The organism is Frigoribacterium endophyticum (assembly GCF_011759585.1).
Lineage (GTDB): Bacteria > Actinomycetota > Actinomycetes > Actinomycetales > Microbacteriaceae > Frigoribacterium > Frigoribacterium endophyticum.
The window spans coordinates 147,503-161,787 of sequence record NZ_JAAOYV010000001.1 but is presented as its reverse complement, the minus strand read 5'-3'; the positions used below and the strand labels follow the sequence as shown (position 1 = coordinate 161,787).

The window sequence follows — 14,285 nt, the reverse complement described above, 5'->3', positions numbered from 1 at the left end:
TGGAGCCGACATCGATCCGCTGATCCACTCCGGAGTGGATCAGCGGATCTGGGCCGTACTTCCTGGACGGGGGCGTCAGAGGCGGGGCCCCCGGGAGCCCGGCCCGCTCAGCTGCCGGTGGACGAGTCGTCGACCGGCGCCTCGGGAGCACCGGTCGGCGGCGTCGGCGCAGAGCCGTCGCCGGGCGCCGCGGGCGCACCGGGCGCCGAGCCCTCGGTCGGAGCCGCCGGCGGCGTGGGTGCCGAGCCGTCGGTCGGCGGCGCGGGCGGCGTGGGCCGGCCCTCGCCGAGCGGCCCGGCGGGTCCGCCAGCACCGGCCGGGCCGCCCTCGGGCCTGCCGGCCGCACCGGGGCCGCACTCCCCGGCCGCGGGCGGGGTCGGCGCGTCGGCGTCGTCCCCGACCGGAGGCGCGGGCGGCGTGGGCGCCCCCGTCGCGTCGCCCTCGGACTCGTCGCCCGTCGCCGATCCGCCCTGGTCGGGGCCGGTCGTCGACGGTGCGGTCGGCGTCGCGCTGCCCGGGCTCGGCGACGACGTGGCCGCCGACGTCGCGCTCGTCGTCCCGGAGCCGGACGAGCCGGGGCCCGCCGCGAACGCCGCCGTCGACCCGAGCGCCGCGACGCCGAGCACGCCGACGGCGAGCCCGATCACGAGGCGCGGTCGGCGCCGACGGAGCGAGCTGCCGGGGCCGGCGTCGGCGCGGCCGTCGCCGGGCACCGGCGGGAGGGGCTGGGTGGGGGTGTCGTCGTGGGTCATGTCGTCTCCTCGTCCGGCGGGCCCTCGGGGCGGGGCCTCTCGACCGGTTCTCCACCAGGTTCATCAGCGGTCCTGAAGCGGTGCTTAAGAACAGCGTTCGCCCAGGTGACGGGCTGCTCGCCCATGGACGGCCCGCCTACGGTCGAGGGATGCTGCCTCCCGCCCGCGTGCTCGTCGTCGACGACGACGACGCGATCCGCGCCTCCGTCGTGTCCGCCCTCGCCGCGGAGAGGTTCGCCGTCCGCGGCCTGGTGTCGGGCGAGCAGCTGGCGGACGAGCTCCGCACCTTCGTGCCCGACCTCGTGGTGCTCGACTGGATGCTGCCGGGGCCGAGCGGCATCGTGCTCGCCGAGCGCGTGCGGCGGGCGAGCGACGCCGGCGTCATCATGATGACCGCGCGCGACGGCGTCGACGACCGGCTGCGGGGCTTCGGCGAGGGCGTCGACGACTACGTCGTCAAGCCGTTCGTGGTCGCCGAGCTCGTCGCCCGCGTGACGGCCGTGCTGCGCCGCCGCGGCCGGATCGCCGCCGTCATCGAGATCGACGACCTCGTCGTCGACCCCGACGCCGGCCTCGCCCGGCGGGGCGGGCACGACCTCGACCTGACGGCGACCGAGTTCCGGCTGCTGGCCCACCTCGCCGCGAGCCGGGGCCGCACCCTGTCGAAGACGCAGATCCTCACGCAGGTCTGGGGCTACGACCACGTCGACCCCAACCTCGTCGAGGTCCACCTCAGCGCCCTGCGCAAGAAGATGGAGGCTCACGGCCCGCGGCTCGTCCACACCGTCCGTGGCCTCGGCTACCAGGTGAGCGCGTGACGCCCCCCGCGCCGCGAGGCCGCCCGGGGCCGGTGCCCGGGGCCCCGCTCCGCACCGGCTCGCTGCGGACCCGGACGGTCGTCGCCGTGACCGCCCTCCTCGCCGTCCTGCTGCTCGCCCTCGCGCTGACCGTCCAGGCCCTCGTCGGCGACCGGCTCCGTGCCCAGGTCGTCGAGCGCCTCGGCGACCGCGCCGCCGCGGCCGCCGCGCTCGTCGGCACGGTCGACGACGACGACCTGGCCGACCGGCTCTCGGCCCAGGGCGTCTCCGTCGTCGTCACCAGCCCGGACGGAGGCGCGGTGACGGCCGGGCCCAGCCCCGACGACCTGAGGGCGGGGCCGGGTGCCGACCCTCTCGGGGAGCTGCCGGGCCCGGCGGGCGGGCCCCGCGACTCCGGCAGCGCCACCGGCGGGACGACCGGCTCCGGGGGCACGACGCCGCCCGACCCCACCAGCACGGAACCCGCCAGCCGCGACGCGACGGTGTCGGTGACCTCGAGCTCGGTCGCCGACGACGGCGACCTCATCCACTACGAGGCCGTGCTCAGCGACGGCACCGAGCTGGCGCTGACCGCGGGCACCAGCTCGATCGACGACACGCTCGCCACCCTGCGCGGGGTGCTGCTCGGGGCGTCGGCGGCCTTCCTGTTGCTCGCGGCGGGAGCACTCGTGCTCGTCGTGCGGCGGACGCTCCGGCCCCTCGAGCGCATGACGGCCGTCGCGCGCTCCATCTCCGGCGGCGACCGCGGTCGTCGCCTGCGGCCCACGCGCCCGACCACCGAGCTGGGGCGCACGGCGGCCGCCTTCGACGAGATGCTCGACGACCTGGAGCGGGCCGAGGGGGCGGCGCTGGCCGCGGAGGCGCGGCTGCGGTCGTTCGTGTCGGACGCTGCCCACGAGCTGCGCACCCCGGTCACCGGCATCCAGGCCGCCGCTGACACGCTCGTGCGGGCGCAGCTGGACGACGACGAACGGGAGCGCCTCACGGTGCACGTGGTGCGGGAGTCGCTGCGGGCCGGGCGGCTGATCGGCGACATGCTGCTGATGGCCCGGCTCGACGAGGGTCTCGCGCTCGACCCCCGCCCCCTCGACGTGGCCGGGGTGGCGCGCGGGGCGGCCGAGCGTCAGCGGGTGCGCGGCGGCGACGTGGCCGTCGAGGTCGTGACGAGCGGGCCGGTGCCGCCCGTGGCCGGCGACCCCGACCGGCTCGGGCAGGTCGTCGGCAACCTCCTCGACAACGCCGTGCGCCACGCGCGGTCGTCGGTGCGGGTCTCGGTGGCGAGCCGCGGGGTCGACGACACGGCCGAGGTGGTCGTGCGGGTCGACGACGACGGCCGGGGCGTGGACGACGCCGACCGCGAGCGCGTCTTCGACCGGCTCGTGCGCCTCGACGAGGCCCGCGCGCGCGGCGACGGCGGGTCGGGGCTCGGGCTGCCCATCGCGCGCGCGATCGCCCGGGCGCACGGCGGCGACGTGGTGTGCCTGCCGCGGGCCGCGGGCGGCGGGGCCGACCCGGGGCTCGGCGGCGCGCGCTTCGAGCTGCGGCTGCCGGCCGCGGCCCGGTCGGCCACGACCCGGTCGGCCACGACCCGGTCGGCCACGCAGTCGGCGGCAGCCCAGAGCTCTTCAGCACAGACGGAGACGCCCCTCCATGCACACCCGACGTGGCATGGAGGAGCGGAGAGGAACAGACCCGAATGACCGTTCCTCTCGGGCGCCACCCGAAGGCGCCCTGTGGACGATGCCCACGGTCACCTAGTCTACCAGGGACTAGCCGAGGAGCCTGGCGACGGCGGGGGCTCCGCTCTCCGCGCTCCGCGCGTCCGGGTCGGCCCGACCGGCCTCGGCGGCGATGAGCTCCGCCGTCCACCGACGCTCGTCGTCCAGGACGGCCACGAGGCGGGCCGCGGCGAGGTCGCGGTGGCTGGCGGGCGAGTGCGCGTCGTGGGCGGTGACGAGCTCGCGGGCGGTCGCCAGCTTGTGCTCGACGGCGGACAGGCGCTCGCGCAGCACGGCGACCCGCGCCTCCGGCCCGACCTGGTCGAAGAGGCCGAAGCGGACGGCGAACTCCTCGTCGTTCGCGGCCTTCTCGGCCGGCAGCGTCGAGATGCGCTCGACCAGCTGGCGGCGGCCCACCTCGGTGAGGCTGTAGGTGCGACGGGCCGGGCGCCCCTCCTGCTGCTCGACCGCGACGGTGACCGCACCGCTCTCCTCGAAGCGGCGGAGCGCCGGGTACAGCGAGTTGTTGCTGACCGTCGAGAGGCTCGGCCGCACCACGCGGCGCTTGAGCTCGTAGCCGTGCAGGGGCCCCTCCTGGAGCGTCGCGAGGACGAGGATGTCGAGGACCATCCCTCCAGTCTGTCGACGGTCGGCCCCGCTCCCCGGGCTCTCCGGGCGTGGACGCCCCTGTCCACCCGCGCTTTCACCCGTGCGGCCCGCCAGCCCCGACCTGGCTCGTCCGCAGGGCGCACGGGGTGTCCCGGAGGCGCGGCGGGCCCCGCGCCCCCTCGACGGCCCCGAGGAGGCGCGGTGCCGGCCACCCGCCCCGGTGCGGCAGAGTGGGTGACCGTGACCGACGACATCCCCGACATCCGACTCGTGGCCAGCGACATGGACGGCACCCTGCTCGACGGCGACGGGAACGTGCCCGACGCCTTCTGGCCGCTGCTCGACGACCTCGAGCGGGCCGGCGTCCTGTTCGCCCCCGCGAGCGGGCGCCAGTACCAGACGCTCGTCGAGGTCTTCGGCGAGCGTCCGGGCCTCGTCTTCATCGCCGAGAACGGCACGAACGTCGTGCGGGAGGGCGTGACGATCGCGATCGAGCCCCTCGACCGCGAGAGCGTCGCCCCGGTCGTGGCCTGGGCCCGCGGGGAGGCGGGCGTCGGCGGTGCGGGCGACGCCCAGCCGGCCGCCGGGCTGGTCGTCTGCGGGGCCAGGTCGGCGTACATCGAGCGGGTCGACCCCGAGTTCGTCTCGCACGTGCAGCGCTACTACGCGGCCCTCGAGGTCGTCGACGACGTGCTCGAGGCCTCCCGCCACGACGACGTGCTGAAGCTCGCGGTCTACGACCACGGCCGCGCCGAGGAGCGCACCGGGCCGGCGGTCCGGGCCCTGGGGCTCGACGTCGACGTCGTCGTCTCCGGTGCGAACTGGGTCGACGTCATGCGCCGCGGCGTGAACAAGGGCCGCGCCCTCGAGCGGCTGCAGCGTGAGCTCGGCGTGACCCGCGAGCAGACGATGGCCTTCGGCGACTACCTCAACGACCTCGAGCTCGTCGAGGCGGCCGGCTGGTCGTACGCCGTCGAGAACGCGCACCCGCTCGTGCGCGAGCGCGCCCGCCACGGGGCCCCCGCGAACACCGAGGGCGGCGTGCTGACGACGATCCGCGCGGTGCTGCCCCACCTGGGGCGCTGAGCCCGGCCGGTGCGAGGCCGGTGTCGGAGGCCGCGGCTAGCGTGACGCCGTGCCGGAACCGATCGCGAGGTGGTGGGCGCGACGCCAGTGGTCGCGCGGCACCGACGTGCCCTACGAGGTCGGGCGGTTCCGCGAGGCGTGGGCGTCGTTCCCCGTGCTGGTCCGGCAGTACCGGCCCGAGTTCAACGGCGGCGTCGTGCTGACGCAGATCCCGCCCGCCGCCGACGTGTGGCTCACCTGGCTCTGCGACGCCGGCCACCTCGTCGTGGCGACGCCTGACGAGCAGCGCTCGCGGCCGGGCCGCGAGCGACGGCGGTCGTCGTGGTGCCCCGACTGCACCGAGCTCGCCCGGCCCCGCACGCCGAGCCTGCCGATGGCGGCGACGGTGCGCCTGCCGGGCGACAGCCCCCTCGTCACCGGGCCCGTGGCCCAGCCGAGCGGAGCATCGACGCGGGGCCGCGAGCTCGAGGCGACCTGGGCGAACCGGCGGTCGACGGCAGGCGCCTCGGGCGGGCGACCGGTGCGGTCCCGCGCGCCCCGCGCCTCCCCCGGGCTCTGCCGCGCGACGCCCGACCTGCCGCCGGGCGAGCCGTTCGTCAGCAGCTGCGCACCGCCCCCGGCCTCCGCCGTCGAGGCCCAGCTGCGGGCCGATCTGACCGAGCGGCTGGAGTTCACGCCGGGGCAGAACGCCGTCCGGCTCGGCAAGCCGTTCTTCGACCACGTCGAGGCCTGGCCCGACATCGTGCTGCCCGAGCTGCGGGTGGCGATCGAGTACGACAGCACCGGGCGGCACGGGCTCGAGCACGTGGGGAAGCGCGAGGACGCCGATCGTCGCAAGGACCGCGCCCTGCGCGGCGTCGGCTGGGAGGTGGTGCGCGTGCGGACCGGGAAGCTGCCCGCGCTCGGGCCGTACGACCTGCAGGTCGGCGGCCTGGGGCGCACGACGGTGCCGCTGCTGCTCGACCGGCTGCGCGAGATCCGCGGCGACCTCCTCGTCGACGCCTGGCTGCGCCGCTGAGGCGGCGCGCGCAACGCGGCGCGTCGCACATCGAGGTGACCCGTCCTGGGCCTCCGCAGCGGCGGAGGGGCCAGGACGAGTCACCTCGATGCGACTGCGGCTAGGCCGCGACGACCTCGTGGCTCGTCGTCTCCGCCGCGGAGGCGGTGATGCCGACCGAGGCGAGGTACCGCTCGGCCGTCCGCAGGCCGAGAGCCATGATCGTCAGCGCCGGGTTCGCGACGACGGCGCTCGGGAACACCGAGTTGTCGCAGACCCACAGGTTGGGCACGTCGAAGCTGCGCCCCTCGGCGTCGACCACGGCCTCCGCCGGGTCGGTGCCCATGCGGCAGGTGCCGATCGTGTGGGCCGTGCGGGCGAGCACCCGGAGGTCGCGCCCGCCGGCGGCCTCGACGATGGCCGTCATGGTGCGGACGGCGTGACGGTCGAGCGCCTTCTCGTTCTCGCCGGGGGTGAAGGTCACGACGACCTTGGGCACGCCGAAGGCGTCGAGCTCGTCGGTCAGCTCGAGGGTGTTCTGCTCGTACGGCAGGCACTCCGCGTTGATGCCCACGCCCGCCATGTAGCGGTACGAGTGCATCGCGTCGACGAGCTCGCTGCCCCAGAGGCCCGCACCGCGGGCGAGGGTCGTCGCGAGGGTCAGGGGCATGACGCCGAGGCTCTGGATGAGGTAGCCGCCGACGAAGTCGGCGCCCTCGGGCCGGTAGAAGTCCTCCGAGATGATCGACGACGGGTAGCCGCGGTGGCCGCGCATCTCGTCGTCGAAGGTCGCCCAGACCTGCGTGGCGCCGTGCGCCATGAAGTTCTTGCCGACCTGGCCGCTGCTGTTCGCGAGCCCCGTGTGCAGCAGGAGGCGGGGCGTCTCGACGCCGCCGGCGCAGAGGAAGAGGGCTGCCGTCCGCTGGCGGTGCTCGACGCCGTCGCGGACGTAGACGACGGCCGAGACCTCGCCCGCGTCGTCGAGCTCGATGCCCGTGACCACCGAGTCGGCGCGGATCTCCGCGCCGTCACGGACTGCCTTCGGCAGGTAGGTGGTGTCCATGCTGACCTTGGCGCCGTTGCGGCAGCCCTGGTGGCAGCCGCCGCAGTTCACGCAGGCCTGGCGGAGGCCGCCGCCCTCCTGGCTCCAGTCGCGGGTGACCAGCGCCGCGGGGGCGTCGGTCGCGCGGATCCCGAGGGCCTCGCAGCCGCGCAGCATCATGTCGCTCGACGCGTTGCGCGCGGGCGGCGGGAGCTCGTACGACCGCGAAGCGTCCCACGGGTACTCGGCGGGGCCGGAGACCCCGACGAAGCGCTCCACCCGCTCGACGTAGCCGATCAGCTCGTCGTGGTCGACGGGCCAGTCGACGCCCTGGCCCGTGAGCGAGCCCAGCGTGAGGTCGCGCGGGTCGGGGCGGGGCGTGAACGCGCCCCAGTGCAGGGTCGAGCCGCCGACGCCCTTGCCCGAGTTGTTCTGCCCGAAGGCCGTGGGGGTCTCGCCGCCGCTGAGGCGCTCGTCCATCCAGTTGATGACCACCGCCTCCGCCTCGTCCGACGTGTAGTCGGCGGGGCCGAGGTTCGAGCCGGCCTCGAGGGCCACGACCCGCAGCCCGGCCGCCGCCAGCTCGGCGAGGATCGGCGCTCCGCCCGCGCCCGTGCCGATCACCACGGCGTCGACGACCTCGTCGTCGGCGTACCTGGTCATGTCGTCCAGCTTCATCGGACCACCTCCATCCGGGGCTCCCAGCCCTCTCGTTCACCGGCGGCGAGCCGGCGGAATCCTTGCATGCGGAGGCCGTCGCCGCCGTTGGCGAAGCCGTCGAAGCCGATCTCCTCCATCGTGGCCGGGTGGGCGAGCCACTGGCGCACGAGGTCGACCCGGACGTCTTCGAACCAGGCTGTCAGCTGCGCGACCGTGAACGGGTGCGCCTCGTCCTCACGCGGCGGCCCGTCGTCGCCGTCGGCGCCGTGGTGCGAGCTGCCACCGCCGCTGTCGCCGTGGGCCACCAGCTCGGGGTCGGGGTCGCCGGCCACGATGGCCGTGACGAGGTCGGACCGCTGCTCGGCGGTCATCGCGGTGACGCCGACCAGGGCGTCGAGGCCCGTGCGGTACGCCTCGGGGTCGCTCGGCAGGTCGGCGTTGCGCCAGCCGTCGCCCTCGCCGCGGGCGAGCTGCGCGTCGACGCGGGCCGCCAGGTCGATGGCCGCGCCGCGCTGCGGCACGACCAGGTCGGCCAGGGTGCGGAGCGTGGTCAGCTGCTGGTCGTCGAGGACGACCGGGCGGTAGTCGGTGTCGTCGGCCACGGCACGGCGCGCGAGGATGCCGCGCGTCTTGGCGGTCGTGCGGGCGGAGGCGAGGGTGGCCACGAAGTCGGGCGAGGGCGCCGGGCCCACGCCGGCCTGCTCACGCCAGAAGGTCGCGACCGCGTCGGCCACCTCGTCGGGCCGCTCGAGGGGCAGCAGGTGGCCGGCGCCGTCGAGCACGAGGTGCCGGGCCCGCGCGTAGACAGGGCCGTTGACCCGCCGCTGGGCGTCCGGGCCGAGGTCGCCGTCGGCGCCGCCCGCGACGATCAGGGCGGGGAGGTCGAGCACGCCGACCTCGGCCGACCAGTCTTCGCGGCTGCCCTGCTCGAGCCAGGCCTGCCAGGCCTCGCCGGAGGCGCGGCGTACGTCGGCGACGGCGGCCGCGTCGGCCGCGGGGTCGAGGGGCGCACCGACGTTGGCGTCGACGAACCCGCGGGCGGCGGCCTCGTCGAGGGCGCCCGTGCCCGCGCCGCCGCCGACGGCCTCGCCGTCGCTGCCGGTCACCCAGCCGATCATCGCCTCCCGGCGCTCCTCCTCCATCGGCTCGGGCGACGGCGGGGAGGCCGCGAGCAGCACGACGCCGGCGAGGCCGAACACCCCGCCCTTGCCGGCCAGGGTGCGCGACGCGACGATCGAGGCGATCTTGCCGCCCATGCTGTGGCCCACCAGGAACCAGCGCGAGGCGCCGCTCTCGCGGATGCGCCGGGTCACGAGCCGCACCATGTCGTCGACGGTGACGCCGTCGCGGGTGTCGGCGTCGCCGAAGCCGGGGAGGTCGAGGGCGACGACGTCGACCACGCCGCGGAGCCGCTCGGCCACCCCGTCGAACTCGCGCGCGCTCGACCCGAGGGCGTGCAGGCAGAAGGCCACCGGGAGGGGGCGCGTCTCGGTCGACGTCATGGGTTCTCCTACTGGGTCGCGAGAGGGAAGTACAAGCCCCTTGACAGTACGGACGACCCCCGACAGAACTCGCAGCCGGGGTACGGGCTCGGCCCCGGCCGCTCCGGGAGCGGCCAGCCGGCGGAGAGGGGCCCTGACAGGGCGCCCTCCCGGGGGCCGTCCCGTCGTACCGTCGTGGGCATGGACATCGACGCGACGAGCACGGAGACCGAGATCCGCGACTTCCTCACCAGCCGGCGCGCGCGCGTGCGGCCCGAGCAGGTCGAGCTGCCGGGCGGCCCCGGCCGCCGCGTGCCCGGGCTCCGCCGCAGCGAGGTCGCCCTGCTCGCCGGCGTCAGCGTCGAGTACTACACGCGCCTCGAGCGCGGCCGGCTCGGCGGCGCCTCCGCCGCGGTGCTCGACGCCCTCGGCACGGCCCTCCTGCTCGACGACGCCGAGCGCGCGCACCTCGCCGACCTCGCGCGCGCCGCCCGGGAGTCGCCCCTCGCGGCGCGGCGTCGGCCCCGGCCGCCGAGCCGGGTCTCGCGGGCGATGCAGCTCACCCTCGACTCGGTGACGGCGGGCCCGGCCTTCCTGCGGAACGGCCGGATGGACGTCCTCGCCGAGAACGCGCTCTTCCGCGCCCTCTACAGCGACCTCTACGCGCTGCCCGAGCGCCCGGTCAACCTCGCCCGCTTCGTCTTCCTGCACCGCGACCTCGCCGAGCGCTTCTACCCCTCCTGGTCGGTCGCGGCCGACATCAACGTCGCCATCCTCCGCACCGAGGCGGGCCGCGACCCGCACGACCGCGCCCTGCACGACCTCGTGGGCGAGCTCTCGACCCGCAGCGACGAGTTCCGCGTCCGTTGGGGAGCCCACGAGGTGCGCCACCACGTCTCCGGGCAGAAGCGCTTCACCCACCCCGTCGTCGGCGACCTCGAGATGGTCTACGAGGCCATGGAGCCCATGGGCCAGCCGGGGCTGAACCTGCTCGTCTACGCGGCCGAGCCGGGCTCGCCCACGGAGGAGCGCCTCCGCCTGCTCGCCAGCTGGGCGGCCACCGTCGACGCCGACGAGGGCCCCGCGACCGTCACCCCTGACCCCGCCCACCCGACCAGAGCCCCCGAGGAGGCACGCCGTGCTGAGCGTCCCCGACCGCCCCGCTGAGCCCGACTGCGGCGACGCCCGCACCGCCGCCTCCCCCCGGCCCGTCCGCCACGGGCTCGGCGCCCGTCTCGCGACCTGGTGGGCAGCCACGGCCGAGATCACCGAGCTGACCCGTGATCGGGAGCAGGAGGCGCGGGTGCGCGACGAGATGGCGGTGCGCCTCGCTCCCGGCCCCGGAGCCTTCGCCGACCTCTTCCGTCGCCGCTGACGACGCACGCCGCGGAGGAGCGGGCACACCCGGGCCGGACACGGCAGGATGGTCGTCGTCCGCCCGCCCGGCGGCCCCGCCCCGACCGTCGAGGAGAAGCCCGTGCCACGTCTGACCTCGGAGGAGCTCGACGGCTGGGTCCGTGAGTTCCACGCCCTCGAGCAGGCCCACCCCTCGTCGCCGCAGGCCGTCGACGCCTCGTGGGACGAGTCGATGGTCGACACCGCCCTCATCGTCGTGCGGCTCGAGACCTCGGGCACCGAGGTCTTCCTCCGTCGCGAGATCGGCGGCTCGCCCGAGTGGACGGTCACCTTCGAGGCCCGCGAGCGCGACGCCCGGGCGACCGCCGGCCAGGTGCTCGCCCTCGCCCACGAGGTCGGCTCGGTCGCGAGGCTCTGCGCCTTCCTCACCGAGAAGACGACCGAGCACATGGAGCGCCTCGCGCGCTGACCCCCACGGCCGGCCGGCGCCTCCCGTTTTCCCACTTGGGCCCGACTCGTGACATGCTCAAGGGAGAACGAGGCCGCAGGACGCCGTCTCGCCGGCGAGCCGCGGTCACGACCGGGCCTCCGTACGACACCTGCCCTGCACCTCACGGCCGTGCCGGTCTCCTCACGGGAGCCGCCCACGACCCGCACCACACGGCGTCGTCGCCCTGCCTCCACGGCCTGCGACCACGCCCTCCACGACATCAGGGAGACCGGCAGAACGTGCCGGCTCCCGACCGCGAGGCCCGCTCGACCGCGTGCTCCGCTCAGCGACACCCCTCCGACGGAAGAAGACCGATGTCCACGATCAAGCACGAGCTCGACCTCAAGAAGCCCCAGCCCCTGAAGCGCGGCGCGCTCCGCGTCACCCCGATGGGCGGCCTCGGCGACGTCGGCCGCAACATGACCCTCTTCGAGCACAAGGGCAAGCTCGTCGTCGTCGACTGCGGCGTGCTCTTCCCCGAAGAGACCCAGCCCGGCATCGACGTGATCCTGCCCGACTTCACGGCGCTGCGCGACCGCCTGAAGGACGTCGAGGCGATCGTGCTGACGCACGGCCACGAGGACCACATCGGAGGCGTGCCCTACCTCCTCAAGGAGCGCCCCGACATCCCCCTGGTCGGCTCGAAGCTGACGCTCGCCTTCATCACGGCGAAGCTGCAGGAGCACAAGATCACGCCGATCACCCACGAGGTCGCCGCGGGCGACCACCACCAGGCCGGCCCGTTCGACCTCGAGTTCGTGGCCGTGAACCACTCCATCCCCGACGGCCTCGCCGTCGCGCTCCGCACGAGCGCCGGGCTCGTCCTCCACACGGGCGACTTCAAGATGGACCAGTTCCCGATGGACAAGCGCATCACCGACCTCAACCACTTCGCCCGCCTGGGCGACGAGGGCGTCGACCTGTTCATGACCGACTCGACCAACGCCGAGGTGCCCGGCTTCACGACCGCCGAGAAGGACCTCGGCGCCGCGATCGACCGCGTCTTCCGCGAGGCGCCCAAGCGCATCGTCGTCTCGAGCTTCGCCAGCCACGTGCACCGCATCCAGCAGGTGCTCGACACCGCCCACAAGCACGGCCGCAAGGTCGCCTTCGTCGGTCGCTCGATGGTGCGCAACATGGGCATCGCGTCCGACCTCGGCTACCTGAACATCCCGCAGGGGCTCGTCGTCGACCTCAAGCAGCTCAGCAAGATGCCCGACAAGAAGATCGTGCTCATCTGCACCGGCTCGCAGGGCGAGCCGATGGCGGCGCTGTCGCGCATGGCCAACCGCGAGCACATCATCAAGGTCGGCGAGGGCGACACCATCCTGCTCGCCAGCTCGCTGATCCCCGGCAACGAGAACGCCATCTACGGCGTCATCAACGGCCTGATCCGCTGGGGCGCGACGGTCGTCCACAAGGGCAACGCGAAGGTGCACGTCTCCGGCCACGCCAGCGCCGGCGAGCTCACCTACTGCTACAACATCGTCAAGCCGAAGAACGTGCTCCCCGTGCACGGCGAGTGGCGCCACCTCACGGCCAACGCCGACCTCGCCATCGCGACCGGCGTGCCGGAGGACCGCGTGCTCGTCGTCGAGGACGGCGTCGTCGTCGACCTCGACCGTGGCCGCGCCAGCATCGCCGGCCGCATCCCGGCCCCCTACGTGTTCGTCGACGGCGCCACGATCGGCGTCGCGACCGAGGACGCCCTGAAGGACCGCCTCTCGCTCGCCGAGGAGGGCCACATCACCGTGCTCGGCATCTTCGACGAGGGCGCCCAGAAGCTCGTCGACCCGGTCGAGTTCATCCCCCGCGGCTTCGTCGAGGCCGCCGGCTGGGAGAAGCAGGCCGAGGACGTCGCCGAGAAGGCGCTGCAGCAGGCCACGGCCCGCGGCAAGATCGACGGCGAAGCCGCCGAGCAGGCCATCGAGGACGGCCTCAGCCGCTGGTTCCTCCGCCGCCACCGCCGCACCCCGGTCATCACGACCGTGGTCGTCGACGCCGACTGAGCCGGCCGTACCCCGCACCACCTGCCCGCACGGGCGCCCGAGAGCCCCGGAGGTCACGACCTCCGGGGCTCTCGGCGCGCGCGCCTACCTCGTGCACCGCACCTCCGGCAAGCCCCCACGACGGTCAGGCTCGTCGGCGTACCGTCCAGGTCAGCCCCCCGGTGCGTCGACGAGGACGCCCCCGAGGGCGGAGGAGGCGCGCATGAGCACCACGGACCGCATCACGTCGACCACGGCCCCGGGCCCCGCCCGCGCCCGGGAGCTGCCCTCGCGCGACTGCCCGTCGTGCGGCGGCCCCCGCACGATGAGCGGCCGCGTCGTGCCGCACGGCATCCACGTCGTGCGCTGGCGGTGCCACCGGTGCGGGACGTCGATGACGACGCAGGGCCGCGACTGCTGACGCCTCCCCGGCACCTCACCGAGCGACGGTGCTACCCGACGGGCGGCCGTGCCCGACGTGTCTTCGGGGGCTCCGGGCGGTCGCTGGCCCAGTCGACCTGGGCGCCCGCCGACCCCGGCAGCGTCGTGCTCGGGTCGAGCTCGGGCTCGGGCTCCGGGCGCAGGCCCCGGCCGGAGGCGGCGCCCGCGTAGAGGGCGTCGAGCCACGTCGGGTTGATGTCGATCGAGCGGCTGCCGGCGAACTTGAAGCGCAGGCCGATGGTGGGCGCGAGCCAGACGGTCGACCGGCCGTCGCCGGTCTCGATCGGCTCCTTCCAGGAGAAGACGAACGACTCGCCGGCGCGGAACTTGTTGACGATCACGATCTGCAGGTGGGCGAGGAGGCGGTCCTCGACCTTGAACTCGAGCTGCTCGCCGTCGTAGACGATGTATCCCATGGGGTGCTCCGTTGCTGAGGCGTGCGGACCGTGCTGGGCAGCGGGGTCCGGGCTGCGGTGGGGGTGTGTCCGTGCGGGGCACCCCGCACTGCGCCAGCCCGTTCAGCGGTGCCGCCCTCGGCGGCGTGACCACGTCGGTGACGCGCCCGCTCGGCCCTCCTCAGGGGATCAGGCTAGCGGTCCCGGCGGGGCGTGGCGGCAGGGACCCGACCCGAACGGGGCCCTGCCGCCGCTCCCCCGGGCCCGACCGGTGAGAGCACGCCTCGGCCGCCTGAACCCCGGCCGAGACTCCCTCACGATGCCGGAGCGTGACCGGCCCAGGTAGTTCTGGACATAAGGCGCTCCGCGGGGTAGGGCTGCGTCACGGACGTCGTCGTAGGCTCGTGCTCGTCGTTCCGCCCGCGCGGCCGCCGCCCCCGCCCCCCGACCCC

14 protein-coding genes are annotated in these 14,285 nt (G+C 75.2%); 9 read left to right on the top strand and 5 right to left on the bottom strand.

The window, feature by feature from the left end:
• Positions 1–107 precede the first annotated feature (107 nt).
• Positions 108–752, bottom strand: a complete 645-nt coding sequence (locus FHR77_RS00795; protein WP_167258045.1) for a hypothetical protein — start codon at positions 750–752, stop codon at positions 108–110.
• Positions 753–901: 149 nt separating this feature from the next.
• Here FHR77_RS00795 and FHR77_RS00790 point away from each other — a divergent pair, with 149 nt between their 5' ends.
• A complete protein-coding gene (locus tag FHR77_RS00790) occupies positions 902–1,570 on the top strand; it encodes a response regulator transcription factor (protein ID WP_056052315.1) in 669 nt (222 codons plus the stop codon).
• Between the two features lie 86 nt (positions 1,571–1,656).
• Positions 1,657–3,270 carry a HAMP domain-containing sensor histidine kinase gene (locus tag FHR77_RS00785; RefSeq protein ID WP_341777164.1) on the top strand — a complete coding sequence of 538 codons (1,614 nt, stop codon included), beginning with the start codon at positions 1,657–1,659 and terminating at the stop codon, positions 3,268–3,270.
• Positions 3,271–3,339: 69 nt separating this feature from the next.
• Here FHR77_RS00785 and FHR77_RS00780 read toward each other — a convergent pair whose 3' ends face one another.
• Positions 3,340–3,918: a PadR family transcriptional regulator gene (locus FHR77_RS00780; protein ID WP_167258043.1), complete on the bottom strand. Its 579-nt coding sequence runs from the start codon at positions 3,916–3,918 to the stop codon at positions 3,340–3,342.
• A 219-nt stretch (positions 3,919–4,137) separates the two neighbouring features.
• Here FHR77_RS00780 and FHR77_RS00775 point away from each other — a divergent pair, with 219 nt between their 5' ends.
• Together FHR77_RS00775 and FHR77_RS00770 are read left to right on the top strand one after the other, a co-directional pair.
• Complete coding sequence (locus tag FHR77_RS00775; RefSeq protein WP_341777163.1) at positions 4,138–4,983, top strand: Cof-type HAD-IIB family hydrolase; 846 nt, start codon at positions 4,138–4,140, stop codon at positions 4,981–4,983.
• Between the two features lie 49 nt (positions 4,984–5,032).
• A complete protein-coding gene (locus tag FHR77_RS00770) occupies positions 5,033–6,001 on the top strand; it encodes a hypothetical protein (protein WP_167258041.1) in 969 nt (322 codons plus the stop codon).
• 100 nt (positions 6,002–6,101) lie between these two features.
• Here the strand turns inward: FHR77_RS00770 and FHR77_RS00765 are convergent, their stop codons facing one another.
• Both FHR77_RS00765 and FHR77_RS00760 read right to left on the bottom strand, forming a co-directional pair.
• On the bottom strand, positions 6,102–7,685 hold the full coding sequence (locus FHR77_RS00765) for a GMC family oxidoreductase (protein ID WP_243861354.1): 1,584 nt from the start codon (positions 7,683–7,685) through the stop codon (positions 6,102–6,104).
• An 11-nt stretch (positions 7,686–7,696) separates the two neighbouring features.
• Positions 7,697–9,184 (bottom strand): alpha/beta fold hydrolase, encoded by a 1,488-nt coding sequence (locus FHR77_RS00760; RefSeq protein ID WP_167258037.1) that lies wholly within the window; start codon positions 9,182–9,184, stop codon positions 7,697–7,699.
• 180 nt (positions 9,185–9,364) lie between these two features.
• On the opposite strand from FHR77_RS00760, the gene FHR77_RS00755 reads away from it, so the two are divergent.
• The 5 genes from FHR77_RS00755 to FHR77_RS00735 all read left to right on the top strand — a co-directional run bounded on the left by FHR77_RS00755 (position 9,365) and on the right by FHR77_RS00735 (position 13,418).
• Positions 9,365–10,330, top strand: coding sequence for a helix-turn-helix transcriptional regulator (locus FHR77_RS00755; protein ID WP_056052302.1), 966 nt, complete (start codon positions 9,365–9,367; stop codon positions 10,328–10,330).
• Positions 10,302–10,538 carry a hypothetical protein gene (locus FHR77_RS00750; protein ID WP_167258035.1) on the top strand — a complete coding sequence of 79 codons (237 nt, stop codon included), beginning with the start codon at positions 10,302–10,304 and terminating at the stop codon, positions 10,536–10,538. The genes FHR77_RS00755 and FHR77_RS00750 overlap by 29 nt, the downstream gene beginning before the upstream one ends.
• Before the next feature lie 102 nt (positions 10,539–10,640).
• Positions 10,641–10,988: a hypothetical protein gene (locus FHR77_RS00745; RefSeq protein WP_167258033.1), complete on the top strand. Its 348-nt coding sequence runs from the start codon at positions 10,641–10,643 to the stop codon at positions 10,986–10,988.
• Between the two features lie 335 nt (positions 10,989–11,323).
• Positions 11,324–13,018 carry a ribonuclease J gene (locus tag FHR77_RS00740; RefSeq protein ID WP_056052293.1) on the top strand — a complete coding sequence of 565 codons (1,695 nt, stop codon included), beginning with the start codon at positions 11,324–11,326 and terminating at the stop codon, positions 13,016–13,018.
• Between the two features lie 202 nt (positions 13,019–13,220).
• Positions 13,221–13,418: a hypothetical protein gene (locus tag FHR77_RS00735; protein ID WP_167258031.1), complete on the top strand. Its 198-nt coding sequence runs from the start codon at positions 13,221–13,223 to the stop codon at positions 13,416–13,418.
• A gap of 31 nt (positions 13,419–13,449) precedes the next feature.
• Here FHR77_RS00735 and FHR77_RS00730 read toward each other — a convergent pair whose 3' ends face one another.
• Entirely contained in the window at positions 13,450–13,854 is a 405-nt protein-coding gene (locus tag FHR77_RS00730; RefSeq protein WP_208380380.1) for a DUF7882 family protein, read from the bottom strand.
• Between the last annotated feature and the right edge of the window lie 431 nt (positions 13,855–14,285).